At 57.8% G+C, this 26,021-nt stretch carries 28 protein-coding genes; 10 read left to right on the top strand and 18 right to left on the bottom strand.

Features of this window, described 5'->3' with window-relative positions; all coding sequences use genetic code 11:
- Positions 1-48: 48 nt before the first annotated feature.
- From ACEWL3_RS05780 to ACEWL3_RS05765, 4 genes are all read right to left on the bottom strand, one after another.
- Positions 49-927 carry an SPOR domain-containing protein gene (locus tag ACEWL3_RS05780; RefSeq protein ID WP_435000562.1) on the bottom strand — a complete coding sequence of 293 codons (879 nt, stop codon included), beginning with the start codon at positions 925-927 and terminating at the stop codon, positions 49-51.
- A gap of 182 nt (positions 928-1,109) precedes the next feature.
- Positions 1,110-2,855 (bottom strand): arginine--tRNA ligase, encoded by a 1,746-nt coding sequence (gene argS / locus ACEWL3_RS05775; protein WP_386180204.1) that lies wholly within the window; start codon positions 2,853-2,855, stop codon positions 1,110-1,112.
- Between the two features lie 72 nt (positions 2,856-2,927).
- Complete coding sequence (locus ACEWL3_RS05770) at positions 2,928-3,527, bottom strand: hypothetical protein (RefSeq protein ID WP_386180202.1); 600 nt, start codon at positions 3,525-3,527, stop codon at positions 2,928-2,930.
- Positions 3,528-3,588: 61 nt separating this feature from the next.
- Positions 3,589-4,734: a deoxyguanosinetriphosphate triphosphohydrolase gene (locus ACEWL3_RS05765; protein WP_386180199.1), complete on the bottom strand. Its 1,146-nt coding sequence runs from the start codon at positions 4,732-4,734 to the stop codon at positions 3,589-3,591.
- Positions 4,735-4,817: 83 nt separating this feature from the next.
- Here ACEWL3_RS05765 and ACEWL3_RS05760 point away from each other — a divergent pair, with 83 nt between their 5' ends.
- Positions 4,818-5,141 carry a HesB/IscA family protein gene (locus tag ACEWL3_RS05760; protein ID WP_386180196.1) on the top strand — a complete coding sequence of 108 codons (324 nt, stop codon included), beginning with the start codon at positions 4,818-4,820 and terminating at the stop codon, positions 5,139-5,141.
- Positions 5,142-5,221: 80 nt separating this feature from the next.
- On the opposite strand, the gene ACEWL3_RS05755 is transcribed toward ACEWL3_RS05760, so the two are convergent.
- Positions 5,222-6,283, bottom strand: coding sequence for a DUF6902 family protein (locus ACEWL3_RS05755; RefSeq protein ID WP_386180193.1), 1,062 nt, complete (start codon positions 6,281-6,283; stop codon positions 5,222-5,224).
- Positions 6,284-6,373: 90 nt separating this feature from the next.
- Complete coding sequence (locus ACEWL3_RS05750) at positions 6,374-6,556, bottom strand: hypothetical protein (protein ID WP_435000560.1); 183 nt, start codon at positions 6,554-6,556, stop codon at positions 6,374-6,376.
- Positions 6,557-6,945: 389 nt separating this feature from the next.
- Here ACEWL3_RS05750 and xth point away from each other — a divergent pair, with 389 nt between their 5' ends.
- On the top strand, positions 6,946-7,728 hold the full coding sequence (gene xth / locus ACEWL3_RS05745) for an exodeoxyribonuclease III (RefSeq protein ID WP_386180188.1): 783 nt from the start codon (positions 6,946-6,948) through the stop codon (positions 7,726-7,728).
- Between the two features lie 15 nt (positions 7,729-7,743).
- Here the strand turns inward: xth and ACEWL3_RS05740 are convergent, their stop codons facing one another.
- The 4 genes from ACEWL3_RS05740 to ACEWL3_RS05725 form a co-directional block, all read right to left on the bottom strand.
- The gene (locus ACEWL3_RS05740; protein ID WP_386180186.1) at positions 7,744-8,328 is read right to left on the bottom strand and encodes an HNH endonuclease; all 585 of its coding nucleotides are present in this window, start codon (positions 8,326-8,328) and stop codon (positions 7,744-7,746) included.
- Positions 8,329-8,641: 313 nt separating this feature from the next.
- Positions 8,642-9,307, bottom strand: a complete 666-nt coding sequence (locus ACEWL3_RS05735) for an alpha/beta hydrolase (RefSeq protein ID WP_386180184.1) — start codon at positions 9,305-9,307, stop codon at positions 8,642-8,644.
- Positions 9,304-9,939, bottom strand: a complete 636-nt coding sequence (locus tag ACEWL3_RS05730) for a DNA-3-methyladenine glycosylase family protein (protein WP_386180181.1) — start codon at positions 9,937-9,939, stop codon at positions 9,304-9,306. Before ACEWL3_RS05730 ends, ACEWL3_RS05735 begins: the two co-directional genes overlap by 4 nt.
- Positions 9,936-10,661 carry a precorrin-6A/cobalt-precorrin-6A reductase gene (locus ACEWL3_RS05725; protein WP_435000558.1) on the bottom strand — a complete coding sequence of 242 codons (726 nt, stop codon included), beginning with the start codon at positions 10,659-10,661 and terminating at the stop codon, positions 9,936-9,938. The genes ACEWL3_RS05730 and ACEWL3_RS05725 overlap by 4 nt, the downstream gene beginning before the upstream one ends.
- A gap of 107 nt (positions 10,662-10,768) precedes the next feature.
- Between ACEWL3_RS05725 and ACEWL3_RS05720 the strand changes: the two genes are divergently transcribed.
- Entirely contained in the window at positions 10,769-11,983 is a 1,215-nt protein-coding gene (locus ACEWL3_RS05720) for an MFS transporter (RefSeq protein WP_386180176.1), read from the top strand.
- 21 nt (positions 11,984-12,004) lie between these two features.
- Here ACEWL3_RS05720 and ACEWL3_RS05715 read toward each other — a convergent pair whose 3' ends face one another.
- The 4 genes from ACEWL3_RS05715 to cysS form a co-directional block, all read right to left on the bottom strand.
- Positions 12,005-12,781: a squalene/phytoene synthase family protein gene (locus ACEWL3_RS05715; RefSeq protein ID WP_386180173.1), complete on the bottom strand. Its 777-nt coding sequence runs from the start codon at positions 12,779-12,781 to the stop codon at positions 12,005-12,007.
- Positions 12,778-13,485: a class I SAM-dependent methyltransferase gene (locus tag ACEWL3_RS05710; RefSeq protein WP_386180170.1), complete on the bottom strand. Its 708-nt coding sequence runs from the start codon at positions 13,483-13,485 to the stop codon at positions 12,778-12,780. The genes ACEWL3_RS05715 and ACEWL3_RS05710 overlap by 4 nt, the downstream gene beginning before the upstream one ends.
- Complete coding sequence (gene cimA / locus ACEWL3_RS05705; RefSeq protein ID WP_386180168.1) at positions 13,482-15,107, bottom strand: citramalate synthase; 1,626 nt, start codon at positions 15,105-15,107, stop codon at positions 13,482-13,484. Before cimA ends, ACEWL3_RS05710 begins: the two co-directional genes overlap by 4 nt.
- A gap of 171 nt (positions 15,108-15,278) precedes the next feature.
- On the bottom strand, positions 15,279-16,787 hold the full coding sequence (gene cysS, locus ACEWL3_RS05700) for a cysteine--tRNA ligase (RefSeq protein WP_386180165.1): 1,509 nt from the start codon (positions 16,785-16,787) through the stop codon (positions 15,279-15,281).
- A gap of 254 nt (positions 16,788-17,041) precedes the next feature.
- Between cysS and ACEWL3_RS05695 the strand changes: the two genes are divergently transcribed.
- The 3 genes from ACEWL3_RS05695 to ACEWL3_RS05685 are packed head-to-tail and all read left to right on the top strand — an operon-like array spanning position 17,042 to position 18,746.
- Positions 17,042-18,220 carry a pyridoxal phosphate-dependent aminotransferase gene (locus ACEWL3_RS05695; RefSeq protein ID WP_386180162.1) on the top strand — a complete coding sequence of 393 codons (1,179 nt, stop codon included), beginning with the start codon at positions 17,042-17,044 and terminating at the stop codon, positions 18,218-18,220.
- A 53-nt stretch (positions 18,221-18,273) separates the two neighbouring features.
- Positions 18,274-18,459, top strand: coding sequence for a CopG family ribbon-helix-helix protein (locus ACEWL3_RS05690; protein WP_386180159.1), 186 nt, complete (start codon positions 18,274-18,276; stop codon positions 18,457-18,459).
- A gap of 17 nt (positions 18,460-18,476) precedes the next feature.
- On the top strand, positions 18,477-18,746 hold the full coding sequence (locus ACEWL3_RS05685; RefSeq protein WP_386180494.1) for a type II toxin-antitoxin system RelE/ParE family toxin: 270 nt from the start codon (positions 18,477-18,479) through the stop codon (positions 18,744-18,746).
- 188 nt (positions 18,747-18,934) lie between these two features.
- Here the strand turns inward: ACEWL3_RS05685 and ACEWL3_RS05680 are convergent, their stop codons facing one another.
- Entirely contained in the window at positions 18,935-20,032 is a 1,098-nt protein-coding gene (locus ACEWL3_RS05680; protein WP_386180156.1) for a hypothetical protein, read from the bottom strand.
- A gap of 474 nt (positions 20,033-20,506) precedes the next feature.
- Positions 20,507-21,106: an outer membrane protein gene (locus ACEWL3_RS05675; protein ID WP_386180153.1), complete on the bottom strand. Its 600-nt coding sequence runs from the start codon at positions 21,104-21,106 to the stop codon at positions 20,507-20,509.
- 409 nt (positions 21,107-21,515) lie between these two features.
- Here ACEWL3_RS05675 and ACEWL3_RS05670 point away from each other — a divergent pair, with 409 nt between their 5' ends.
- Positions 21,516-23,054: a trimethylamine methyltransferase family protein gene (locus tag ACEWL3_RS05670; RefSeq protein ID WP_386180150.1), complete on the top strand. Its 1,539-nt coding sequence runs from the start codon at positions 21,516-21,518 to the stop codon at positions 23,052-23,054.
- Positions 23,055-23,166: 112 nt separating this feature from the next.
- Here ACEWL3_RS05670 and ACEWL3_RS05665 read toward each other — a convergent pair whose 3' ends face one another.
- Positions 23,167-23,427, bottom strand: coding sequence for an EF-hand domain-containing protein (locus tag ACEWL3_RS05665; RefSeq protein ID WP_386180147.1), 261 nt, complete (start codon positions 23,425-23,427; stop codon positions 23,167-23,169).
- Between the two features lie 46 nt (positions 23,428-23,473).
- Here ACEWL3_RS05665 and ACEWL3_RS05660 point away from each other — a divergent pair, with 46 nt between their 5' ends.
- The 3 genes from ACEWL3_RS05660 to ACEWL3_RS05650 all read left to right on the top strand — a co-directional run bounded on the left by ACEWL3_RS05660 (position 23,474) and on the right by ACEWL3_RS05650 (position 25,185).
- The gene (locus tag ACEWL3_RS05660) at positions 23,474-23,644 is read left to right on the top strand and encodes a hypothetical protein (RefSeq protein ID WP_435000557.1); all 171 of its coding nucleotides are present in this window, start codon (positions 23,474-23,476) and stop codon (positions 23,642-23,644) included.
- Positions 23,645-23,699: 55 nt separating this feature from the next.
- On the top strand, positions 23,700-24,197 hold the full coding sequence (locus ACEWL3_RS05655; protein WP_386180144.1) for an RNA polymerase sigma factor: 498 nt from the start codon (positions 23,700-23,702) through the stop codon (positions 24,195-24,197).
- Positions 24,198-24,339: 142 nt separating this feature from the next.
- Positions 24,340-25,185 (top strand): bifunctional allantoicase/(S)-ureidoglycine aminohydrolase, encoded by an 846-nt coding sequence (locus tag ACEWL3_RS05650; RefSeq protein WP_386180141.1) that lies wholly within the window; start codon positions 24,340-24,342, stop codon positions 25,183-25,185.
- Here ACEWL3_RS05650 and bhcR read toward each other — a convergent pair.
- Positions 25,175-26,014: an HTH-type transcriptional regulator BhcR gene (bhcR, locus tag ACEWL3_RS05645; protein WP_386180138.1), complete on the bottom strand. Its 840-nt coding sequence runs from the start codon at positions 26,012-26,014 to the stop codon at positions 25,175-25,177. The genes ACEWL3_RS05650 and bhcR overlap by 11 nt on opposite strands.
- Positions 26,015-26,021 lie beyond the last annotated feature (7 nt).

Below are 26,021 nucleotides of genomic sequence, written 5' to 3'. Positions count from 1 at the left end.
TTACCGTTGCCCCAAAAGGGCGCACCTGATCAGAGCCAAAAGGGCGCATTAACGGGTCACGACCGGAATACAATCGGCGTTTTCAGCCACAAGGGCCGCGCAAAAGCGGCGCGCATCCGCGATATCCTGAAAACCCATTGCGCGCAGACGATAGAAAATGCGCCCACCACTGGTTGCTTTTTGCACAATGCGCTGCTTGCCATCCAGAAACGCACTAAAACGTCCCTGCAAAACGTCCCATTGTTCACGCGCCACCTCTGGGCTGTCGAAGGCACCCAATTGTGCCAACCGCGTCCCCGCAGCCAAACTTGTGGCATCCACTTCGGTCGCATCTGTGGAGGTGTCGAGCGATGCCTGAACCACAACCGCGCGCGTGGCGGGGCGTTTCCTGGGGCGCAAAGACTGGCGAACGCCAGGCGCATCAAGCACGGCTGGGACTTGTTCTTGCACGGCTTCCGCGACTTCGGCGGCGACGGTGGCCGCAACCTCTTCGGGGTCTGCGATTAATTCGATCATCGGGGCAACACCAGTGGTCAATTGTTCAACCAAGTCATCCACATTCCCCGATTGCAGCGCCGCCGTCACATCCACCGGCTCAGGCAGCGGCAGATTCTGGGGTAGCGCGTCCTGTGGCGCAGGTGCAACCATTGCGACGGGCGTGGCCTGATCATCGTCGGTCAAATCGACAGGTCTGGGGGCCAAACGCAATTCATCAGCTGGCAAACCTGCAGCGCCGTTCGCGGCTATTTCATTTACGGACAACCCTTGATGTTCGGCCAATTCGCCACCCGGATCACTGGGCCGCACCCGCATGTCGCCGGTTACAGCACGCACCACAGGTATCCCGCTGACATCGCGCACCAGCAATTTGTACCCCCAGACACCAATCCCGATAACCAGCGCCAGCGATATTGCAGCACCAGCCAAATTCGTTATTTTTTTCAATCCATTAGCCGTAGCTGCGACGCTATAGGATTCACCTGAATCAGCGCCGAAGCCCCCCACCATCGGGGAGGAAGTGAAATCTGCCATCTCTGCCTCGCTGCCCACATAAGTACATTGCCATGTGGGTCTATCTTTGGGTTTGCCTGTGTCAGCGCGCGTGCGACTTATCGCATCTCTTGCGCCGGAGTGACCCCCAGAATACCAAGACCAGCCGCAATTACAATCGCCGTGGACCGTGCGAGGGCAATTTTTGCCTGCGAGGTCTCGGGATCATCGTCCTGAATAAAGCGCAACGACGTGACGTCGTGGCCGCGGTTCCAAAGCCCATGCAGTTCGCCCGCAAGCTCATAGAGGTAAAAAGCGACCCGGTGCGGTTCATTTGACCGGGCGGCGGTTTCGACAAGACGCGGCCATTCACCAAGCTTTTGCAGCACCTTCAACTCCGCTTCGTGGTCAAGCTTGCTCAGGTCCGCAGCCTGCAAACTGGCATCATCCACCGCGATCCCGGCTTCTGCCGCCTTGCGCAGAACCGATGCCACACGGGCGTGGGCATATTGCACGTAAAACACTGGATTTTCGCGGCTTTGTTCCAGCACCTTGTCAAAATCGAAATCCAGCATGGCGTCGTTCTTACGCGTCAGCATGACAAACCGCGTCACATCCGCACCCACCTGCTCGACCACATCGCGCAGGGTCACAAACGTCCCTGCCCGTTTCGACATCTTGAAGGGCTCGCCATTCTTATAAAGCTTCACCAGTTGCGTCAGTTTGATATCAAGCGACACCTTGCCGTCCGACAGCGCGCTGACCGCCGCTTTCATCCGTTTGACATAGCCGCCGTGGTCGGCACCAAAAACATCAATGAGCGCGTCAAATCCGCGCTGAATCTTATCATAGTGATAGGCAATGTCGGGCGCGAAATAGGTCCAGCCCCCCGTAGATTTCATCACCGGGCGGTCCACGTCATCGCCATGTTCTGTTGATTTGAACAAGGTTTGAACGCGCGGTTCCCAATCTTCGGGCAATTTACCTTTCGGCGGCTCCAGGGTGCCCTGATAGATCAGGCCCTTCGATTTCAGATCCGCAATCGCCGCTTCGATACGTCCCGTGCCATAGAGCGACTTTTCGGAATAAAATACATCCATCTCAACGCCCAAAGATTTGAGATCACTGCGGATGAGTGCCATCATGGCGTCGGTGGAAAACTCCCGCACATCCGCAATCCAGACCCCTTCGTCCTGATCGACATAGGCATTCCCGACCTTGGCCTTCAGCGCCTCGCCGACCTCGATCAGATAATCACCGGGATAGGTCCCCTCAGGCCAATCGACGGTCAGGTCGTGCGCCTCAAGATAACGGTTATAGACCGAGCGTGCCAACACATCGACCTGCGCGCCACCGTCATTGATGTAGTATTCGCGCGTCACGTCCCAGCCCGCGTAATCCAGCAGGCTGGCCAGCGCATCGCCAAAAACCGCGCCCCGCGTGTGGCCGACGTGCAAAGGTCCGGTGGGATTGGCAGACACGTATTCGACATTGACCTTTCGCCCCTGCCCCAACGTGGCGCGGCCAAAGTCCGTGCCGCCAGCCAATACGGCCCGTGCTACACCTTGCCATTCCGAAGGCGCGATCCGCAGGTTCAAAAACCCCGGCCCTGCCACATCTGCTGATGTGATGCGGGCATCTTGCGCCAGTTGCGCCGCCAATGCATCCGCAATGTCGCGCGGTTTCATACCCGCTGGTTTGGCCAGCACCATTGCCGCGTTTGTCGCCATATCGCCATGTGCCGCATCGCGCGGAGGCTCTGCCGTGATGGCGTCCATGGTCAGATCAGCGGGCAATGTGCCCTGAGCCACCATATTTTCAAGCGTGGCGATGATCAGCGTGCGAATTTCGGCAAAGAGGTTCATTTCAGCGTTCCTTATTCCCTGCCCATGTATCACTTGGAAAAATGCAGTCAATCAACCGCACAGGGGAATGCGTCATTGGGTCAAATCGAATGTCGTGCTCTTGATCCGGCGGGCCTGCGCCCCCACCAGAAAAAGCAGTGTATCAACCGCCCGCTCAGGTTTCTGTTTTGGCACCGTCACCGTATGCACGCGCATCGACTTTGACGCCACCGCATCGCCCAACGCCGCCCCCGCCGCACCAAGCGCACCACAAAGGCCCTGTTCGACAAGGGCAAGCGGATCATCGGGCCGTGCAACAACACTGACCAATGACCCCTTGCCTGCAACCAAGCCATGACCAAATGTGCGCATGATCATCGACAGCCCGCGCATTTGTTCGGTGATGTGGTGGGGATAGGCCAGCGGCATCAGATTCACCACCAGATCAAGCGGCTCTGCGCCCCATGCATCAACTAGAACCCGCAGCGCCTCGACCTGCCCACCTTTGACGAAAAGTGGTTCAATCCGTTCCGGGGATGCGGCCGCGATCTGTCTCAGTCCCTGTGCATCGCCGCCCATAACGATCACATGGGCACCCGTTTCAGCAAAAGCCTGCGCAATCTCCGCGCCCGGCGTTTGGCAGGCGGAAAGGACAAGAATTGTGCAGGCAGAGCGTGAAATGACAGTAGACAAATGTGCGAACCAGAAATTGTTAACAAATAGTTAGCACGAGTTTGATCAAATAAGAAGCCATCTAAGCATTCGTGATTAATCTCGCATGTTCCTGAAGCGCATATCGGTCGGTCATGCCCGCGATATAATCGGCGACCATCCGCGCCAGAGCGGTGCGATCTTGCGCCGCCTCGTCAATCTGGCGCGCCCAGTGGCGTGGCAACAGCACCGGATTCTCCAGAAACAGGGGAAACAGGTCTTCGACAACCTGGGTGACCTCGGCGCGTTTTTTCATGACCGGACCTGCGCGGTACATGCGCTGGAACAGAAAGCTGCGGATGTCGCGCAAGTCACGCCACATCTGATCGGAAAAGCGGATGACCGGGTGCCCCATGTGACGAATACCCGCCGCATCTGTTGCCCCCGCCTGCGCCAATAAAAGCCTTGATGTTTCGATCACATCGCTGACCATGACCCCAAACACCCGGCGCAACGCCTCATGCCGGCGCCGATAAGGGTCGGTATCGGGATAAAGCGCATCAACCCGCGCATAGGCATCCCCAACCAAGGGCAACTCCGCTATTTCCGCTTCGGTGAATAATCGCGCGCGCAACCCATCGTGCAGATCGTGATTGTTATAGGCAATGTCATCAGAAAGTGCTGCCACCTGCGCCTCAGCACTGGCATGGGTGTGCAGTTCCAGATCATGCACTGCATCATAGTCCGCCAAGGCATGCGGCAGATCGCCTGTGACGGGCCCGTTGTGCTTGGCAATCCCCTCCAAAGTCTCCCAGGTCAAGTTCAGCCCATCAAATTGCGCATAGTGCCGCTCAAGCGAGGTCACAATCTTGATTGCCTGTGCATTGTGATCAAACCCGCCGTAGGGGGCCATCAGCGCATGCAGGGCATCCTCGCCCGTGTGTCCAAAGGGCGTGTGACCCAGATCATGGGCCAAGGCGACGGCCTCGGTCAGCTCTCCGTTCAGGCCCAAGGCACCCGAAATAGTGCGCGCCACCTGTGCGACCTCGATCGAATGGGTCAGCCGCGTGCGGTAATAATCGCCCTCATGCTCCACAAAAACCTGCGTCTTGTGTTTGAGCCGCCGAAAGGCGCTGGCATGAATGATCCGGTCCCGATCCCGCTGAAAGCAAGATCGATGGGTGCTTTCCTCTTCCCAGACCCGCCGTCCCCTGCTGGTCTTGGGATCAGAGGCAAAAGATGCGCGCATTGCGGCTGGTCCTTGTGGCCTGTCCTATGGGTTTCTATATTGTACTTACAGACGGATTGAAACCGACCCGCGGAGCTTAGCCAATGAACCTGCCCCCCAAAGTGACCAGCCGAGCCTTTGAACGCCTTGCTGAAATCGGTGCTGCCGATGACGGCAAAGCATTGCGTGTCGCGGTCGAGGGCGGCGGCTGTTCCGGTTTCCAATATGAAATCGCTCTGGACGAGCCAAAAGACGATGATCTTATCCTTGAAGGATCCGGGCAAAAGGTTGTTGTCGACGCAATATCCCTGCCCTTTCTCGCGAATGCGGTGATTGATTTCTCAGAAGAGCTTATCGGCGCGCGTTTTGTCATCGAAAACCCCAACGCGACATCGGCTTGCGGGTGTGGAACATCCTTCTCGATGTAAACTCTGGCCCTCTTTGCTTTCACCCTTTTGAAAATACCGATGCACAACATCGTCACTCAGCCACCACATCTTTTGGTGGCTCAAACGCTGCCAGCCCGTGCAAATCCTTCGAAAAACGCATCGAATTTGTCGCTGGACTGCTCTGCGTTTTCCAGCACCTCATGGCCATCAGGCCCAAGATATGGCACCACATGGCCGCGCATGTGGTGCCAATCCCCACTGCGGGACTGGCCCAACTCAAACATCCGTTCTGACATGGTGCGCAGGGCACCGACAGGGACGGATGGGCGCGCAAACCGAACCGGCCCTTCTGGCACTTCAACCGCAAAGGCCGGCGCGCCGGCCACCTGTGATGCCCACCCGGTCACCAGATATTCGTGGTAGGGATCGTTCAAATCACTGCCCGCATCGGCAACCATCACGCAGCCCCGGTGGGCGGCAAGCACCGCGTCGTCCCAAATCGGGCTTGGCACATGGCCCGCGAAACGCAAGGCGGCACAGACCTCAGCCAGCAGATCGATGTTCTGATCGAGATAGGCCAGCAGCCCCGCAAATTCGAGGCTCAGCAACGCCTGTGCCGAAATCTCGGGATCGCGTTTGCCATACCCGGACAGATAGAAAACAATATGAGTCAGCTCATAGGCGGCTTTTTTGTTGGGCATCGAAAAGGTACCCGGCCGGTTGATAAATCGATGCAACCGCGCATCCAAGGCAGCATCCGGCACCTTTGCGGCCCCACGCCGTGCCAACAGCCGCCGTGCCTCGGCACGTTGCAAATCTGACAATTCCGCATCGGCGAGCCCCTGATCGGCGGCCCAGTCACAAAGACCGCCCCCTTTGTCGCCACCACTCAGCCCGAGTTCTTCCAGGTCCAGACAAATGGAAATATGAAACCGGTAATATTGCGGGAAAAACCGCAGCCGGTCTTCGATCTGTCCGTAAAACGTATCGAAGGAGACCAAAGCGTCAGCCCCAAGTTTGGCCCCTGTGGCGCACAGAATGCCCAAAAGTTCAGCGTTTTCCTTCAGCCAGAACACATCATCCGTCGGACGGCGATGATCGGCAAATGCGCGGATCAGCAGGGTCTGGCGGGTGGCAAGCGTACTGCGCTCGGGGCGGTGGAGTGTGATAACATTGGACATGGGCGCGCGCCTCTCTGGTCCGATCGGGACCGCAGGACTGGAAAGACCCGGCAATTGCCCGCCGGGTCTTTGGTCATTTCAGAACCGAATTCAGCAGCTTGTCGTGAACATTTCCACTTTATCGCCGCCGCCTGCGGAACTCTCGGACGTGATGCAGCTGGTTGTGAACATATCAACGCCATCACCCGCCATCATATCGGTCGTGTTTGAGGCAAGCCCTGTTGTAAACATTTCGGTGCCAGCGCCATTCATGATGCTGGTCTCGTCAGCCATGGGAACAAAGCTCTGGATGTGTGCAAGTGCTGTCATTTTCAAATCCTCTTTCATTGGGTTTTCAGGTTTAGGTTGTAGAGATTTAAACGACTACCCGTTTAAAGCGATCTGCCAATGAGATTTTTCGGGCCAACCGCAGAACTCACACCTTTATCCCCAAGCACCGTCCAGACAGTCGGTTCCACCCATGCGGGAAACTAGTGATCTCCACAGGCGAAAAAATTGTTATCCACACGTCTGATTTTCGGATTTTTTGAGGTCCTCCTTACCGAAAATTCTCCTTATACGGGAGTTTTATTTTAGAGAATCACCTCAGGCGGTTGCACCTTGCACTTGCCCCATGCCGTTCTTTGCGCGATAGCAAAGGGCGGCAGCGCAGGGACAATCAGATGAAAATCGCAACCTTCAACATCAACGGTATCAAAGCCCGGATCGAGGCCCTGCCCAACTGGCTTGACGACGCGCAACCGGATGTCGTGCTGCTGCAAGAGATCAAATCAGTAGACGAGAATTTCCCCTCGGAAATTTTCGAAGAACGTGGATACAACGTCGAAACCCACGGTCAAAAGTCTTTCAACGGCGTCGCAATCCTATCCAAACGCCCGTTAGAGGATGTCACATGCGGCTTGCCCGGTGACAACACCGACCAACAGGCGCGCTGGATCGAGGCGACAGTGGTGGGCGAAAAGGAGGCGCTGCGCCTTTGCGGGCTTTACCTGCCCAACGGCAATCCGGCACCGGGGCCAAAGTATGACTACAAACTGGCGTGGATGGCGCGGTTGCAGGCCCGCGCCGAGGCGCTCTTGGCTGAGGAAATGCCTTTTCTGATGGCGGGGGACTATAACATCATCCCACAGGCAGAAGACGCGGCGACGCCTGATGCATGGCGTGATGACGCCCTCTTTCGCCCCCAATCGCGGGCCGCATGGCGCAAGCTGTTGAACCTTGGCCTGACCGAAGCGTTTCGCGCCCGCACCCAGGGACCGGGCCACTACAGTTTTTGGGACTACCAGGCCGGAGCGTGGAATCGCAACAACGGCATTCGGATTGACCATTTCCTGCTCTCGCCACGGTGCGCCGATATGTTGCGCGACTGCCAGATCGACAAGGACGTGCGCGGGCATGACAAACCGTCAGACCACGTGCCGGTTTGGGTTGACCTCGACTTTTAGCGGCTGAGATTCAGGCTATGCCTGCAACTCCGCATCCCAATACAGAAAATCCATCCAGCTTTCATGCAGGTGGTTCGGTGGAAACTTGCGGCCCATATTGCGTAATTCCTCTGCGGCCGGTTGGCGTGGAGGTTTGCGCAGATGCAGACCGGTCTGATGCAACGCCTTGGACCCCTTACGCAGATTGCATGGACTGCATGCTGCCACAACGTTTTGCCATGACGTGACACCACCGGAAGCACGCGGCACCACATGATCAAAGGTCAGATCGCCCCGCGCACCGCAATATTGGCAGCAAAACTCATCCCGCAGGAAAAGATTAAATCGGGTGAAAGCCACACGTTTTTGCGGTTTCACATAGTCTTTGAGCACAACCACCGACGGTATCTTGATCACCATTGAGGGGCTGCGCACCACATCATCATATTCAGCGACGATATCCACCCGGTCGAGCCACTTGGCCTTGATCGCTTCCTGCCAGGGCCAAAGCGACAGCGGGTAATAGCTGAGCGGGCGGTAATCCGCATTCAGCACCAGAGCGGGACGATGTTTCAGCCCCCCCTTGACCCGTGTAAATTCGGTTCTGAAATCGCCTTCCATCACGTCTGGGTCCCCTGCCCGTTTGACATGACTATATATCGTGGTTTGTAACAGGCAAGTGTAAGGTTCGGCACAAGATGTCGGGATTTAAGAGTACCACGCCAACCGACGAATTTGCAGGTGAATCAACGATTTCCAAAGCGTCGACTTTGCTGTCAGACAATTCACGAGACCGCAGTTGCAATGGCGCGGTCTATAGCGACAGACCATGCCATCTATAACTACGGTTCAGGGTGTTTCGGTTCCTGCGCCAAATTGCGGCTTCATCTGACCCGCAAAGCAGCAGAGAACCACCTGACAGTCCGCCGGTGTATTACAGGCTAAGCTTGTCGCGCATAAACGCCAGCGCCACGCTCAGCCCGTCGGGCGCAATGCCGTGGCCGGTGCCGTTCATGATGTGGGCAAAGACATCCTGAAACCCGGCCTCCTGCAACGCTTCGGCAGCTTGCGGAAGCGATTGGGGGGGCACCACATCATCCTGATCACCATGCACCAGCAAGATTGGCAGTTTCACCCGCACTTCATCGACCAGCGCCTCGGGCGACAACAGCCTGCCTGAAAACGCAACCACCCCTGCCACCGCATCTTCGCGGCGCGGGGCCACATGCAGGGCCATCATCGAGCCTTGGGAAAAGCCAAACAACACCACTTGTTCGGGCAGCACGTCTTCGTCCACCATCAGCGCATCCAGAAACGCATTGAGGTCCTCAACCGACTGCATCATGCCGCGTTCAGATTCTTCCTCTGATGAATTGTCGATCCATGGAATCGGGAACCATTGATAGCCCATCGGCGCGCCAGCACAGGCCTCTGGCGCATCAGGTGCCACAAAAAGCGTATCAGGCAGGTGTTCGCCCAGTGGGTCAGCAAGGCCCAGCAAGTCCGCGCCATTGGCCCCATAGCCATGTAAAAATACCACAACCGATTGCGTTTCGCCCGATACCGGTGCGCGCCGTCCTGCGTTCAATACCCGTGTCATCCCAAACCTTCCCTTTGCTTTAGGTGACGGTAGTAGGCAAAGAGCGCCCGCGCCGCAACCGACCGCCATGGCGACCACGCCTGCGCCATCACGGAGAGTTCCTGTGGTGTTGGCCGTGCGGGCAAATCAAAAAGAACTCTGGCGGCCTCCTGCAGGGCCAAATCACCGGGCGGGAACATATCCGCCCGCCCCATGCAAAACATCACATATATTTGCGCGGTCCATGGCCCGATGCCGGGCACTTTGGTCAGCCGCGCAATCACGGTGTCATCGGAAAACTGATGCAGCCCATCATAATCAATGTCAGCAGCCGCCAGTGCCAACGCATAGCGTGCCTTTGGGCGGCTCAGACCCGCAGCACGCAGGCCCACATCACCAGCAGCGCATACCGCCGCTTCGTTGTTCAGACCTGCATCCACCATGCGCGCACGGATGGCATCGGCAGAAGCAACACTGACCTGTTGGCTGACGATGATCTCAAGCAGGGCATTGAACCCTTGTGGTTTCAGGCGCAGCGGCAGTGGGCCCGTTTGCGCCATGAGGTCAGCAAAATGCGGATCGGCCGATGCCAGCCATTCGGCCCCCTGGCGCACATCTTCCGAGGTTTTGATGATCCGGCCAAACGTGCTCATTGCGACAGCACCCATGCAAGAGCCGCATCAATGTCATCGACCACGTCAATGTCTCGGGGCAATGCGGGTCGGTCAATCAGAATCACTTTCAAACCCAACGCCCGCGCTGCATCGAGCTTTGGCCGGCTGGCCTGCCCACCCAGATTGCGACAGATCAACGTATCAGCGCGCAGGTCGCGAAACAGCATCGTTTCACTGGCAACCGTGAATGGCGGATCGCCAAAGATCAGTTCCACAAAATCAAACGGCGGAGTGCGTGGATGCATATGGGTTTGCCGCAGCATCAGGCGTGCACCGGGAAACGCCGCATATTCTGGCAGGCTGGCCCACCCGGTCGCCGAAAACACCCGTGCACCCGGCGCGATCAGGGCCTGTGCCGTGGCCACATCCGGGGCGGAATGCCATGGCAGATCGTCTGGCATCCCCCATGGTGGGCGCACGTAGGACAGAAACGGCAGTCCTAGCCGCCGGGCCGCTTCATGGCCGACCCAGCTCATTTTCGCGTCAAAACCGTGGCTGGCGTCAAGCACTGCGTCACAACAGCGCATCTCGGCCATCACCGCATCCACATCGTCAAACGGCAGCAATGTGCTGGGCATTGGCATTGGGGTCGTCCCACGCGGCGGCTCAGACACCAGCGCCCTCACATTTGCCCCGGCTTGTCGTGCCATTTGTCCCAAGGCACGCGCTTCGGCGCTGCCGGCAAGGATCATCAATGTCATGCCTGTTTTCATACCATCGACCTAAGGCCAACCCGTCGCGAGGCGCAAGGGGTTGCCCCTGCCGGACGGCAGCGATACCCCTTGGCGCAAACAGTTGGATGACAGCGATGATTGACGACACCCGCGCCAAGCGCAATGTGGCCGTACTGGTGGCGGCGCAGGCATTTCTGGGCAGCCAGATCACCATGATTTTTGTGATCGGGGGCCTTGCGGGGCAACAATTGTCACCCAACGTTTGCTTAGCGACATTGCCCATTTCGATGATCGTCTTTGGGTCCATGACCACTGCACCCTGGCTAAGCGGCGTGATGCAGCGTTGGGGGCGGCGCGCCGGCTTCCTTGTCGGGGCCACAGGCGGGCTGATCGGCGCAGTCGTTTGTGCGTATGCGCTGACACTCAACAATTTCTGGCTCTTTCTGTTTGGCAGCTACCTCACTGGTATCTACATGTCATCGCAGGGTTTTTTCCGTTTTGCGGCCACCGATACTGCGTCTGACGCCTTTCGGCCCAAGGCAATTTCCTATGTCATGGCTGGTGGCCTGATCTCGGCGATCATCGGGCCGCAGCTGGTTGCCTTTCTCACCCAAGGCGGTGTGGCAGATGTCATGCGGTTCTTCCCGGTCTATCTGGCCGCAATGGCTTTGAATGTCATCGGCATGATGCTGTTCTTTTTCCTCGACATCCCCAAACCCCCAGTGGCTGCTGTAGACGCACCGCGCGGGCGCAGCCTGAGCCAACTGTTGCGCACACCGCGCATTGCCGTGGCGGTGATTTGTGCCATGGTCTCCTATGCGCTGATGAACCTGGTGATGACCTCGACGCCCCTGGCTGTGGTCGGCTGTGGGTTCCGCGTGGCCGATGCCTCCAACATCGTCACCGGCCACGTGCTGGCCATGTTCGCGCCGTCGTTTTTCACCGGGCATCTAATCGCCCGCTTTGGGGTGGAAAAGATTATGGGGCTGGGCATCGCCATTTTGGCTGTGGCTGGTGTGGTGGCGATGCAAGGTGTCGCCCTTGGCAACTTCTATGTGGCGCTGATCCTCTTGGGGCTTGGTTGGAACTTTGGCTTTATCGGGGCCACAGCAATGCTCGCAGGCGCACATCAGCCAAATGAACGAGGCCGGATGCAGGGGCTGAATGATCTTTTGGTCTTTGGCGGCGTGACCATGGCTTCGCTGGCCTCGGGCGGTTTGATGAACTGCTCGGGGGGCACGGCGATCGAAGGCTGGACAGCTGTGAACATGGCCATGGTGCCGTTTCTGGCGCTGGCAGGTGGGTCGTTGATCTGGTTGGTGATGCGGCCCAAAAGCGCACAGGCCTAGGCCTAGGCTCAGGACACTAGATCACCAGCGGCCCGTAAAGGCGCGGTATGCCAACCTCAGCCCGTCCGCGCGGACGGGGTCGGGCAACGTGCCTGCACCGACGGCGCTTGGGTCTTTCATGGCGGCACGCAACGTCCCCTCGGCCTGTCCCACATGCAGCAAAGCCGCACCCGCCTTGGCCGATACTTTACGCCGCCCTGCGCGGGCCGCTTTGAGCCGCGCCAGTGCATTCTTGGCGAGGTCCCGGACGCCTTGGGCAGTGCCATCCAGCAGCGGCACGCGCCCCTTTGCCTCAAGCTCTGGTATGGCAAGCAGCCACGCCGCAATGCCGGTCGCAAAGGCCGCGCTCCGCACGATCGCCTCATCCGCATCGCCCAGATTGCGCGCAGCAATCCATGTTAAATGGCCTGCAGTCTGATTGATGTAGCGCTCGAAATGAGGCACATCTTCAAAGGCATCTTTGTATATATCCCAGCGCCTTGCGGCCACCAGCTCATCCAATAATCGCGCATCATCGCGGCTGATGACACCAGACAGGGGTGTTGCCACCTCATGGTGTCGCACAGACCGCCCTTCGGCAATCTCTTCGCAGACATCGCGCCACCATTGCAGGCGCATTTCCGCGATCATCGGTTCCTGCGTGACACAAGGTGCACGCGCAACTTCGATGTTGAACGCATAAAGCGGAAAGAGCAACCTGCGTGCAGCAACCGGGGCGGCCATCGCGCCGCGAAACCGCAATGGATCCGCGCGCTCAACCAGTGCCGCGCAAGCGTTCAGATCTGCGTCAAAGTTCATCTTGGCCGGGCGATGCTAAGCAGATAGCCGAATTCATCACGGTGCGCGCGCCACGCGGCGGCCTCTGCCTCTGCCTCATCCAGCACTTTGGTCAATGCCGCATCAGCATCGGTGCGCAACGCAGCGATGCGGGCATCCAGTGGGCCATAATAATCCTCCCACGCCTGATCCGACAGTTTGCGGGTCGCAACCACTTCATACCCCGCCGCCTCAATGCGCGCGGCAATGCCTGTGGCGTCGCTCATCGCCGGATATTCGGCCCAGGCCTCAATTGATTGCGCGCATGGGGTGTCGGTAAACCAACACGGTTCTGAAAACACCACCACGCCACCGGGTTTCAGCGATTTTCGCCAGGTTTTCAGCGCCTCGGTCACACCCAGGAAATATACAGCCCCGGCACACCAGATCATGTCATAGGTGTTCATCACCCGCGCCATGTCGGCTCGAAGGATCGTGGCACGCGGGTCATCCGCCCAGATCTTGCGGGCCGAGTCGACAAAATGCGCGGTCTTGTCCAAGGCAGTCACATGGCCATCCGGTGCCGCGCGCAGCAGTGCGGAAATATCGCCACCCGGACCACAGGCGATGTCGGCCATCTGGGCGTTCTGGGCAAGGCCGACCACATCCGCCGCCCAGGCCACATCTGCCGCTTCCCCCGGTCCTTCGCGGGGCAGATCACGGTGCAGGGTGAAAAATACCATCATGTCTCCTGTGCTGCACTGTCGCGGATCAATTTCCAGCGGATCGCATCCAGTAATGCCTCAAACGAGGCATCGACGATGTTCGCCGAAACCCCCACGGTGGACCAGCGGTGGCCCTGTCCGTCTTCGCTGTCGATGATGACGCGTGTCACAGCCTCGGTGCCGCCTTGGGTGATGCGAACCTTGAAATCAACCAAGTGCATGTCTTCGAGCATGGCGGAGTATTGCCCCAAATCCTTGGCCAGCGCCTTGGACAGCGCATTGACCGGACCCCGGTCACTCCCGTGCTCGTCCATCGATTCAGACACGGACAACCGTTTTTCGCCGTCCACTTTGACCACCACAACCGCCTCAGAGAGGCTGACCATCCTGTCATATTTGTTTTTGCGCCGCTCTACCGTCACGCGGTAGCGCTTGACCTCAAAGAGGTCCGGCATCTGACCCAGAGCGGCCCGCGCCAGCAATTCAAAGCTTGCCTGTGCGGTGTCATATGAATACCCCTGCGCCTCGCGTTCTTTGACTTCTTCAAGAATACGGCCGAGGGCTGGATTGCCTTTTTCCACGTCCAGTCCGGCACTCGCCAGACGGCGGCGCAGGTTCGATTGCCCCGCCTGGTTTGACATAGGGATGATCCGCGCATTGCCCACCAGCGCCGGGTCGATGTGTTCATAGGTCGTGGGGTCTTTGAGGATCGCGCTGGCGTGCAACCCGGCCTTGTGGGCAAACGCACTTGATCCCACGAACCCAGCCTGTTTCAACGGTACCCGGTTGAGGATTTCATCCAGCATCCGGCTGATCCGCGTCAGCCCCTGCAAGGCTTGCCGCGTGATGCCGGTCTCGAACTGGCTGGCATACGGTTCTTTGAGCAACAAAATGGGGATGAGCGCCGTCAGATTGGCATTGCCACAGCGTTCGCCCAAACCATTGAGCGTGCCCTGAATTTGCCGCGCGCCTGCATCCACAGCAGCCAACGTACAGGCCACCGCGTTTTCGGTGTCGTTGTGGGTATGGATGCCCAGATGATCACCGGGAATACCCGCTGCGATGACTTCTGCCGTGATGCGTCCGACATTAGCGGGCAAGGTGCCACCGTTGGTGTCACACAGCACGATCCAGCGCGCGCCCGCGTCATAGGCGGCCCTGATCGTTGCCAGTGCGTAATCCGGATTGGACATGTAGCCGTCAAAGAAATGTTCAGCGTCAAAGAGCGCCTCGCGTCTTTGCGCGACCAGATGCGCGATGGAGCGGGCGATGTTGTCGGTGTTTTCCGCAAGCGGGACGCCCAGCGCAGTTTTGACGTGGAATTCATGGGTCTTGCCAACAAGGCAAACTGACTTGGTATTGGCATTCAGAACGGCCGCCAGCACATCGTCATTTTCGGCGGACATGCCGCTGCGTTTGGTCATGCCAAAGGCGGTCATTTTAGCGCGGGTGTTCGGTGCGTCGTCAAAGAATGCGGAATCGGTTGGGTTGGCCCCGGGCCAGCCACCTTCGATATAATCGACGCCCAGCGCGTCAAGCGCGGTTGCGATCTGGCGCTTTTCATCCGTCGAGAATTGCACGCCCTGAGTTTGCTGCCCGTCGCGCAGGGTGGTGTCGTAGAGATAGAGGCGTTCGCGGGTCATTGGGTCACCTCTGGATTTGTCGATTGGTTTCGCATGCGAAAAATTCGGATTAACAATGAGTGAGCGTGCGGTAAAGTATAGGAATCTTTACCGTTATGCGTAGCATCACGGTTTGCCCCCCACCCTCGGGTCTGGGGCAAACGTGTGTTGTGGCCACGACGTGGAGTACCATCATTTGAGCGCTTCCAGTTTGGATGGGTCGAAGTTAGGTGCCGGTGACAAGTCTATCCGATCCTTACTCATCTTTACTTCCACTCCTGCCGCGATGAGGCCTGCTTTGATCCGGTCAACTTCTGAAAAATCCTTGGTCGCCATTGCTTGAATTCGCAATCTCATCAATTTCTCAATCAATTCACTGATCAACTTTGAAGCACTGTTTGAGATATCGCCATACGCGCTCATCGTACGACCACCACCCGCTATGACGGCTTCTCCTGCTTCTTCACGTGTTCTGACCACCTCGGTCGCATCAAAACTGTGAAACTTCGCCGCAATCAAATAAGGATCAAACCCTAAAAATACCAATGAAGCTTCGAGTTTGTGCATCTCAAGTTTCTTGATGTAACCATTCAACAAGGTCAGTGCGAGCGACGTGTTCAGGTCTTGCGACAGCGCATCAACAATCTCTTGTGGAGGCGGAACCTTTGGACCGCCTACTCTTGCGAAACCAACACTCAAATTAGCATCCGCCAACAGAGCAGCCATTTTATGCAGCGTCTTCTCCGCCTCCTCCCGCTTCTTCTCCGTCCAATCCATCGGCTTTCGATAATGCGTAGACAGCATCACAAACCGGATCACCTCGCCCGGCACGCCCTGATCCAACAGATCCCGGACGGTAAAGAAGTTGCCCAACGACTTGGACATCTTCTTGCCCTCGACCTGCAACATCTCGTTGTGCATCCAGACATTCGCAAATTCGTGGCCTGCGCATTTGCTCTGCGCAATCTCGTTCTCATGATGTGGGAACAGCAAATCATTGCCGCCGCCGTGAATGTCGAAATTTGCGCCCAAAAGATCATGCGCCATGGCAGAGCATTCGATGTGCCACCCGGGGCGGCCCCGGCCCCACGGGCTGTCCCAGCCGGGCGTTTTTTCATCTGATGGTTTCCACAAGACGAAATCCATCGGGTTGCGCTTGTAGGGTGCAATCTCAACACGGGCACCTGCGATCATGTCATCAATGGAGCGGCCCGACAGTGCGCCATACTCAGCATAGCTTTCGACAGCGAACAACACATGCCCTTCAGCGGCATAGGCGCGGCCCTTCGCGATCAAATCTTCAATCATCGCAACCATTTGGGGGATATACTGCGTCGCACGCGGCATCGCATTTGGCTCCAACGCGCCAACGGCGGCCATGTCATCCAGAAACCATTGCGTTGTCTCGGCGGTGATCTCACCGATCGCGCGCCCACTTTCAGCCGCGCGGGCGTTGATCTTGTCATCGACATCCGTGAAATTGCGCACATAGGTCACATGATCGGGTCCATACACATGGCGCAGCAACCGAAAGAGCACGTCAAACACAATCACCGGACGCGCGTTGCCCAGATGGGCGCGGTCATAGACGGTGGGCCCGCAGACATACATGCGCACGTTATCCGCATCAATCGGCACAAAGACCTCTTTGCGCCGTGTCTTGGTATTGTGCAGCTTGATGGCCGTCTTGGGGGTTGTCATCGGTTCGTCCTCGCGCAGGGGTAACGCGGGGATGCCACATATCTATCTGGATGAAAACGACATGAACACGCCCGCGAGAAAACTCAGCAGGTAATAATACAGCAGATAATGCACATCGTGGTGTTCATGCCCCTGACTAGCCCGGTGAGGACTGCCGGGTCAAGGGCGTTTGATATCTGTGTGGTCATGGATGAGATTGACGAATCGTAAATGCTCTGCGCCCCTGCGCCCCAACGCAAACTCAGGAGGCCGCGATGAAAGCATCACAACGCATTACCACCCTGTTGGGCGGTGGATCGGACGGCTGGGACGTGTTCAACCGCGCGCGCAAGATGATTGGGGACGGCACGCCCGTGACTGAGCTGACGATTGGCGAGCATGATATCCGCACCGCGGCCCCGATCTTGCAAGACATGCACCGCGCCGCGATGGCGGGGCACACAGGATATGCCGCGGTGCCCGGCACCACACATCTGCGCGATGTCGTGGCCGCGCGTGTGCAATCGCGCACCGGCGTGCCGACCACCCGCGCCAATGTGATGATCACGCCGGGTGGCCAATCCGCTCTTTTCGCGGCACATGCGGCTGTCTGTGATCCCGGTGATACCGCGCTTTACCTGGACCCGTTTTATGCGACCTACCCCGGCACGCTGCGCGGGGTCAGCGCCAAACCTTTGTGCATCCAGACCCGGGCCGAGGACGCCTTTCAGCCCCGCGCCAGCCATATCGCGGCCCATGCAGAGGGCGCAAAGTCACTGCTGATCAATTCCCCCAACAACCCCACCGGCGTGGTCTATTCACGTGCCACGCTTGAGGGCATCGCGCAGGTGTGCATCGACAATGATCTGTGGCTGATCTCGGACGAAGTCTATGACACGCAAGTTTGGGAAGGCGCGCACATCAGCCCCCGCGCCCTGCCGGGGATGACGGAGCGGACACTGGTGGTGGGATCAATGTCGAAATCTCATGCGATGACTGGATCGCGGTGCGGCTGGATCATTGGACCTGAGGATATCGTCGACCATCTGATCAACCTCGCGACCCACACGACCTACGGCGTGCCGGGGTTTATTCAGGACGCAGCAGCCTTTGCGCTCACCCAAGGTGAGGCAGTGGAGACCGAAGTTGCCGCTCCCTTCCGCCGCCGCCGCGCCCTCGCAAAAAAAGTGCTGGCCGCTCAGAACGCCGTTGCGCTGGTTCCCGCACAAGGGGCGATGTATCTGATGCTGGATGTACGCAGCACGGGCATGACCGGTGAAGCGTTCGCGAACGCCCTGCTCGACGCCCATCACATTGCGGTCATGCCCGGCGAAAGCTTTGGTCAGTCAGCGGCGGGGCATGTCCGGGTCGCGATGACCATCGAAGACGGGGCATTTGAAACGGCACTGCGCACCTTATGTGCTTTTGCCGAAGGTCTTGCGAAAGCGGCTTGACACCCTGATATGAAAGGTCTCGCTGAAGCGCGGGACAGATCCCCCCATGGATCATGGGCGAGGCGATTGCCCAATATGTCGAGCGCGAGGAAAAACGCGAAGCGTTCCGCCAGGATGGCATCCGCGCCTGGGACGCCTATCAGGAGACCGGGCTTCACGTGACACATGCCGAGGCAGACGCTTGGCTGGCCCAGCTCGCCGCTGGTGACGATAAGGAGCCGCCTGAGTGCCAGAACTGATCTAATCGCCCGAGGCGCTGGCAGATGTGCAGCGCCTCCATCGTTTACTTGCTGAGAAAAACCCTGATGCAGCCTTACGTGCAGCCGGTGCAATCCGTGACGGGATGCAAATCATTGCAGACCATCCCGATGCCGACCGTCCCGCGGATGACATGGACCCAGGATTTCAGGAATGGTCGATCAGCTTTAGTGCCAGCGGCAATATCGCGCTCTATCGGTTGCAGCAAAACGTGGCTTTGGTTGCCGCAGTGAGCCACCATAAAGAGGCCAGTTATCAGCCTTCATAGGCAGGTTTGGTGCGGCTTCGGAGGTCCGGTGAGAGCCCGAAGTGACTAATGCTGCGCCAGGTTTGAACGTCAGCTATCGCTGGCGATCAAGAAACTACTTAGGTTTTGAATGGGGTTTGTGGCTGCGGAAAACTGGCACTGTGCCAACTCTTCCAAAAAGGAGGGTTTGTTTAACGTGCGCCAGACTTCTATAACTTACGGGCCAGCTTTTTTATCCGGGCCAGTTCGCAGGCATACTCGCGCTCGGAATCGGTGCGCGTTGGAGCGCCATTTCTTACTGCCTCCATACGACCTTGCGATCTCGCAAATGCTTTGGCGTTTATTTCGTCAATGATAGTTTGAGATTCATCTCTAGGCTCAGATATTTCTGGAGTGTCCCCGCCACCAAGGTTCAGCCAAGCACTCAAGTTTGTGCCGTTTTCAGCATCTTGAGCGACAATGTAATCCTCGATGGATGTACTTTTCTCAGGGATGTCAGGATTGGTAGAATTGCATTGCGCTAAATTCTTATGATCATTCCGCCCCGGAACTGGCTTCGAATATTGGTTTGCAGATGCTTTGTTGAACGGGCTGTTGATCCGCATGCCCTCTGGCCGGCCCGACGACGGGTGTACTGTTTCCATGGGCGGCCTCAAAGATGTCTTCTGCGATATCGGCTCTGACGGTTCCTCTCTTATACTGGCTTTCCTTTTCGCTGCTGCTTTCTGTTCCAGCGACATGTCCTTTATCTGAATAGATATCTCTTCAAGGTCAAAGGGTTCAAAGCAAGGCAGATCGTTATTTGTCATCAACGCCTTGACTGCGTGAAAGCACACGAGCCGAAGATCCCTTGAATGGTAACCCCAAATGAAAGATCGGTGCTCACTATCTTCCCACTGCAAGAGTTCTCCGGGCGACACGAACTCGTCGGGATCAAACTTCTTGCGCGCTTCCATGAAAGCTTTAGCTTCTCGAGGATTGTGCGCAAAATACAGCATGACAAGACGCCCGCACTCCTTCAGCATCAATAGTTGATGTTCCGTAAGCCCTACGCTTTCGTTCTTCTTGGGCAAACCCAGACTAAGCATTAAGCTGTGGTATCCATCTCCCGTCCCATCTTTGTCGAAGACCGGTTCCAGCTCCACGGACAATGCTTGCCGGTTTTTGGCTTTTTGAGCTTTGCTGTAGCCTGTCCATGCAATCCATCCGAACAAGGCAAGGATCGATAAACCGAAGGTCGGCCACGCAAAAAATACCGCCAAGACACACAATAGGGTAGTGCTGTTTTCCCAGCGTGTGTTTGTCATAGTGCGCTCTTTCTCTCATAAATGAATTTTAAGTATGCTAATTGCGGAATTAGACTTTGTCATGGCCGAAGCACCATTTGCAGCTCTCGGGTTCGGAGCACTAGCATATCCCGCAAAAACCACCGTTTGCCAAACGGTTCAGCGAACCGGACTTTGGCGCACTTGCAGCGAAGGTCTGAAAAGTCCGCACAGCCGACCTTCCCGCCCTCTCCTACCAAGGCCATCAACTGCGGCATTTCTATTCCGGCGCGCTTAAAAGCGCGGTAGCCTGCTGCTTTCAAGCGTCTCTGTACGACCGCATTTTTGAGAGTGCTTCTCGTTTCCGATCAAGCATCGCTTCTAGTGCGTGAACCTTCGCTCGAACGGGGGCTCATCCGGGGGTCGCGAAGTGTTCACTTGAGACCATTCGCGAAAGTAAATGCCGGGGCGGCTTCCCACCCCGGCATTCGTTATCTGATTCTAAAAGAGCGACGATCAGAACCGCAAAGAGCCTCGGATGCTGAACGTGGTGGCATCAATATCGTTGCCCGCAACACCGCCGACATCGTCAAAACGATGCTCAAGCACCTCAGCACCAATCAGATAGCGGTCTGTGACCTGATAGGCGACACCCAGACCAAAAAACGGACCAGTTTCATCACCCACAGATGTATCGGCGCGCGCAGCCCCGGCTGTTGCATAGACCAATGTGCGGCCAAGATCATAACCACCGCGAATTTTGGCGCGCGCAACGGAATCAATGGATGCAGCACCGCCGCCCAAGCTGATGTCGGTTTTGTCGTAATCGAGTTCCCCACCCAGTACGAACTGACCAAAGTCATAGTCGTAGCCAGCATGGAAGCCGTAAGATGTGTCGTCACCGTCAAGTGCGCCTGTCGCACTGTCGGCGTCTGCATGGCCAAATTGCAGACCGGTGTAAAATCCTGTCCAATCGCCACCTGTGTTCACAGGTACGGGTGCGGGGGCATAAACCTGCGCATCAGCCGGTGCCTCAACCGGGCTGCCCGCGAAAGCGGCACTGCCCAATGCCGTTGTGCCCAAGACCAGTACAAACAGTTTTGAAGTGCGTGTCATGTGTTGCTCCTTTTGTTAATCCGAATGCCCACACGTAATGCGGGATCATCCGGTTAACGCACTAAATAGGTACAAGTTTCCCAGATGATAGTTAACAGCTTCGTGATGCGCGGATGTTTGCAGTTAGGTCGCATTTTATCGGCAAAGTTGTGCCTGTTGATACAAATTGTGATCACTGGCACGGAACTCAAATGCAGGTCGCAAACAGAACACCCGTCGCGAATAGAACAGAAAACAGTCTGTCAGTTGAGCAGCATCACCCCAAGGGAGGACGGCAGTGAGAGCTGATTTGTGTATTTTCATTCGCGTGTCGCGCACCATCGGTGCCGACCGCGGTCGTGCCGCACGGGGGGCGCCTTTTGGGTGCCGAAACCGCACCTTTCTCTGACACTTTTCGGACGTACCATACATGACAGATCAATCTCCCGCCCGCACCGGTGGCCGCGCTGCACGGCGCGCTGCCCGCGCAGCCCCGCTTGCCGATCATCTTCGCCCCATTCGTGCGGGCATGAACGGTGGCACCTACAAACCCCTGACCGAAGAGGGCATGCAGCGCATTCACACCGCGGCACTCGATGCTCTGGAACAGATCGGATTGGCCGATGCGCCGCCCACTGGCGTAGCATATCTGACGGCGGCCGGGGCCATACAGGGTGACGATGGCCGCATCCGGTTTCCGCGCGCGTTGGTTGAGGAAACGATTGCCCGTGCCAACCGGTCTTTGACCCTGCATGGCCGTGACCCTGCGCATGACCTGGAACTGTCGGGAAACCGCGTACATTATGGCACCGCGGGCGCTGCTGTTCATCTGGTGGACGCTGAGGGGCGCAATTACCGCGAATGTGGGGTGCAAGACCTGCATGACGCGGCGCGCATCGCTGACCAGTTGGAAAACATCCATTTTTTGCAAAGGCCGATGGTCTGCCGAGACATCCCGGACAACCTTGAGATGGACCTGAATTCGATCTACGCCTGCTGCTCTGGCACCAAAAAGCATGTCGGCGCGTCTTTTACCGATCCTGCGTATGTCAAACACGGGCTCGAATTATTGCACATGATCGCTGGTGGCGAAGACAAATGGCGCGCGCGCCCCTTTGTCAGCAACTCCAACTGTTTTGTCGTCCCACCGATGAAGTTCGCCACCGAATCCTGTCAGGTGATGGAGGCCTGTATCGAAGGCGGCATGCCTGTGTTGCTGTTGTCTGCTGGCATGGCCGGGGCGACAGCCCCCTCAACCGTGGCAGGCGCGATTGTGCAGGCCACAGCGGAATGTCTGGCAGGGCTGGTATACGTGAATGCCGTCAAACCCGGCGCACCTGCGATTTTTGGCACATGGCCCTTTGGTCTGGATTTGCGCAGCGGGGCAATGACGGGAGGATCTGGCGAACAGGCCCTGCTGACTGCGGGATGTGCGCAGATGCATAAATTCTATGACCTGCCCGGTGGTGCCGCCGCTGGCATCGCCGACAGCAAACTGCCCGACATGCAGGCCGGATGGGAACAGATGTGTTCCAACGTCATGGCGGGGCTGTCAGGTCTTAACATGGTCTATGAGGCGGCTGGCATGCATGCGTCCCTGCTGGGCTTTTGTCACGAAAGCCTGATCCTTGGGGATGACCTGATCGGTCAGGCACTGCGCTGTGTGCGCGGGATTGAGGTGACGGATGACACGCTGGCGCTCGAAGAAATCCGCCAGGTCTGCATTGGTGGGCCGGGACATTATCTGGGGACAGAGCAAACATTGAGCCGGATGGAGGCGGATCATGTTTATCCTGCCCTTGGCAACCGCATGTCGCCAAAGGAATGGGCCGAAATGGGCAAGCCCGATCTGATCGAAAAGGCCAAAGCGCGCAAAGAAATGATACTGGCAGAACGCGCCTCAGCGCGGCTTGATCCGGCAACAGATGCTGCAATCAGGGCCAGATTCAACATTCATCTGAGCGCCTGAATTCTGGCCGTTTGACGTCTGAAATAAAAGAGGCCCGGCAATCTGGGGCTGCCGGACCTCTCTCAACCTATGAAGGACTATTTTCTGCCGCGCCCTTCACAGGCCTATCCCGTTAACCCTCAGAAGGGGCCACAGGCATCACGCCCGCCTCAGTTGCAGCCTGCACCTCGGCATCATCCAATGCGCCATCCGCGTTCAGATCCATCGCTGAAAACTGCTCTGCGGTGACGTCAGGATAGACGGCCTGCACTTCTGTGACACTCAGCAGACCATCGCCATTTGCATCGAGTTCGGCACCGCCTGCGCCCATCGCATAGGCGGGCAGGCAGAAGGCTGATACGGCAATTGCGGCCAATTTGTTGAGTCTGTTCATCTTGATACTCCCTTTCAGGGTTGTTGATGTTTGAAAGCATGTTTTCGTGCCTTCACCCTGTCAGACGGTTCAGCAGGGGTTTGCGTCCCTGTCCGACGCCGCCGGCGTGCGCACACGCGGCTCCCTGCCGATTGCGGTGATCGGCTTGGGCAAACGCCCGCCCAAAAAGCCCCTGTTAAGCGCATCGGCGAAAATTCCCTCACTGGTTGTATGGTGAAAATCGGGCATTGTGTGGGGAAAACCAATTGAGGCCCCCAAGAATGAGGCACCTTATGACATCGCCAACAGCTGACCCGATCTCAGACATGCTGCCCCGCCTGCGCGCCCGCGCCCGCAAGCTGTGTCGCACCCATGATGAAGCAGAGGACCTGACCCAAGAGACAGCATTGCGGCTGTGGCAGGCGCTGCACCGCGATGGCAACATCACGGCACCAGACAGATATGCGATGATCACCCTGCACAACCTGGCGCGCAGCCGCTGGCGCAGCCGTCAGGAAACCGAAGAGCTGGCCGACGACATGGCCCAGACCGCACCCGCAGCCCCTGCCCGACTGGCCTGTGCCGAATTGCGCGCTGCGATCATGCGGTTGCCGGCTGACCAGGCGCACCTGATGGCGCTGGTGCTGGCCGGGGAAAGCAGCCCGCAGGTATTGGCGGCCCTGCACGGCGTTCCGGTCGGCACGGTCATGTCGCGCCTTGCGCGCGCGCGCGCAAAGCTGCGGGCGGATATGGGATTGGAAGGAACGGCGTCGGTCGTCGAACTGCTTTGATTGGCATCCGCTTTTCGGCTTTGTGACAAGAACTGCCGCCATTTTCAAAAAAAGCCGAATACATCTGCAAATCCCAACCCGATGGCCATCTGCCGATTGCACCGCCATAGTCGTCGAACCGCAACTCAGGTGAGGATGATCCATGGCTGCCAGCTATTATGCCCCAACAGGTGGTCTGCCCGGCCAGGATCAACTGCTGACCGACCGCGCGGTTTTTACCGATGCCTATGCAGTGATCCCCAAGGGGACGATGCGCGATATTGTCACCAGCTATCTGCCATTTTGGGAAAACACGCGCCTGTGGGTGATTGCACGGCCGCTCAGCGGCTTTGCCGAAACGTTCTCGCAATACATCATGGAAGTTGCCCCCGGCGGGGGGTCAGATCGCGCTGAAACAGATCCCGCTGCGCAAGGCGTGCTGTTTGTCGTTGAAGGCACCGCCACGCTTGCCGTTGATGGCAAGACCCACACACTGACGCCCGGCGGCTATGCCTATTTGCCCCCGAACTCGGGATGGACCCTGCGCAATGGCAGTGACAACATGCTGCGGTTTCATTGGATCAGAAAAGCCTATGAAGCCGTTGAGGGCCTTGATCATCCAACGGTGATCATCGCCAACGAACAAGATATCGCCCCCACCGTCATGCCGGGCACCGAAGGCAAATGGGCCACGACCCGTTTCGTGGACCCCACCGATCTGCGCCACGACATGCATGTGACGGTGGTGACGTTTGAACCCGGCGCGGTGATCCCGTTTCTGGAAACCCACGTTATGGAACACGGGCTTTATGTGCTTGAAGGCAAGGCCGCCTATCGTCTGAACACCGATTGGGTCGAGGTTGAGGCGGGCGATTACATGTGGCTGCGCGCCTTTTGTCCGCAGGCCTGCTATGCGGGTGGGCCGGGGCGGTTCCGGTATCTGCTTTACAAAGATGTGAACCGCCACATGACATTGCGACCAGCCGGCGCTGGCAGTGCTAGGAAGTAGCGCTGCCGCCTATTGCCACCGTGAGCTCTTTTGCCCCGGCAACCACGTCGGCACTGAAATCCGCAATCCGCTCTGAGCCGACCCGTGCCGTGGGGCCGGAAACAGAAATGCCGCCAACCGCTTCGCCGTTCATATCAAACACAGGGGCCGCAATGCAGCGCATACCAAGATTGCGTTCCTCACCGTCGATGGCATAGCCCCGCGCCCGAGTGGCCGCCAGATCAGCCTTTAGCGCGTCAGGGTCCGTCAGGGTAAATTCGGTAAAGCGTTCGAGGGGCGCGTCGTTCAGGAACCGATCAAGCTGGGTCGGCCCCATTTGCGCCATCAGCGCCTTACCAATCCCCGATGCATGCAATCGGGACAGTGTGCCGGGCGGGAAAAACGCGCGGATGCTTGCATGGGTCTCAACCTGACTGACGAAAAGCACATGACCATTCTGCTCGATGCCAAGGTTCGCAGTCTCGCCTGTGTCCTCCATCAACTGCCGCAGAAAGGGCCGCGCCCTTTCCACTAGACTGGTCCGTTTGAGAAACCGCGCACCGATGATAAAAGCGCGCGCACCGACGTGCCAAACCTGATCCACCGGATCAAATTCGACCAATCCTCTGCCTTCAAGCGTGACCAAAATGCGGTACACCGTCGCTGGGGACTGGCCCATGTCCGCTGCCAATGTGGACAGCGCCCTGCCCTGCGCCTCGCTCAGAAACTCAAAAACCTCCATCGCGCGGTCCAGCGATTTGATGGTGTTCTGCGCGGTTTTGTCATGCCAGTCACGGGGCCTGCCCCGCGCCTTACGTACCGGTTGATCAGGAGATTCTGAGGAGCCCATAATTTTC

The organism is Sulfitobacter sediminivivens, assembly GCF_042611115.2.
Lineage (GTDB): Bacteria > Pseudomonadota > Alphaproteobacteria > Rhodobacterales > Rhodobacteraceae > Sulfitobacter > Sulfitobacter sediminivivens.
Note: the sequence above shows the minus strand (reverse complement) of the source record. Positions and strands in the feature narration are given on the sequence as shown.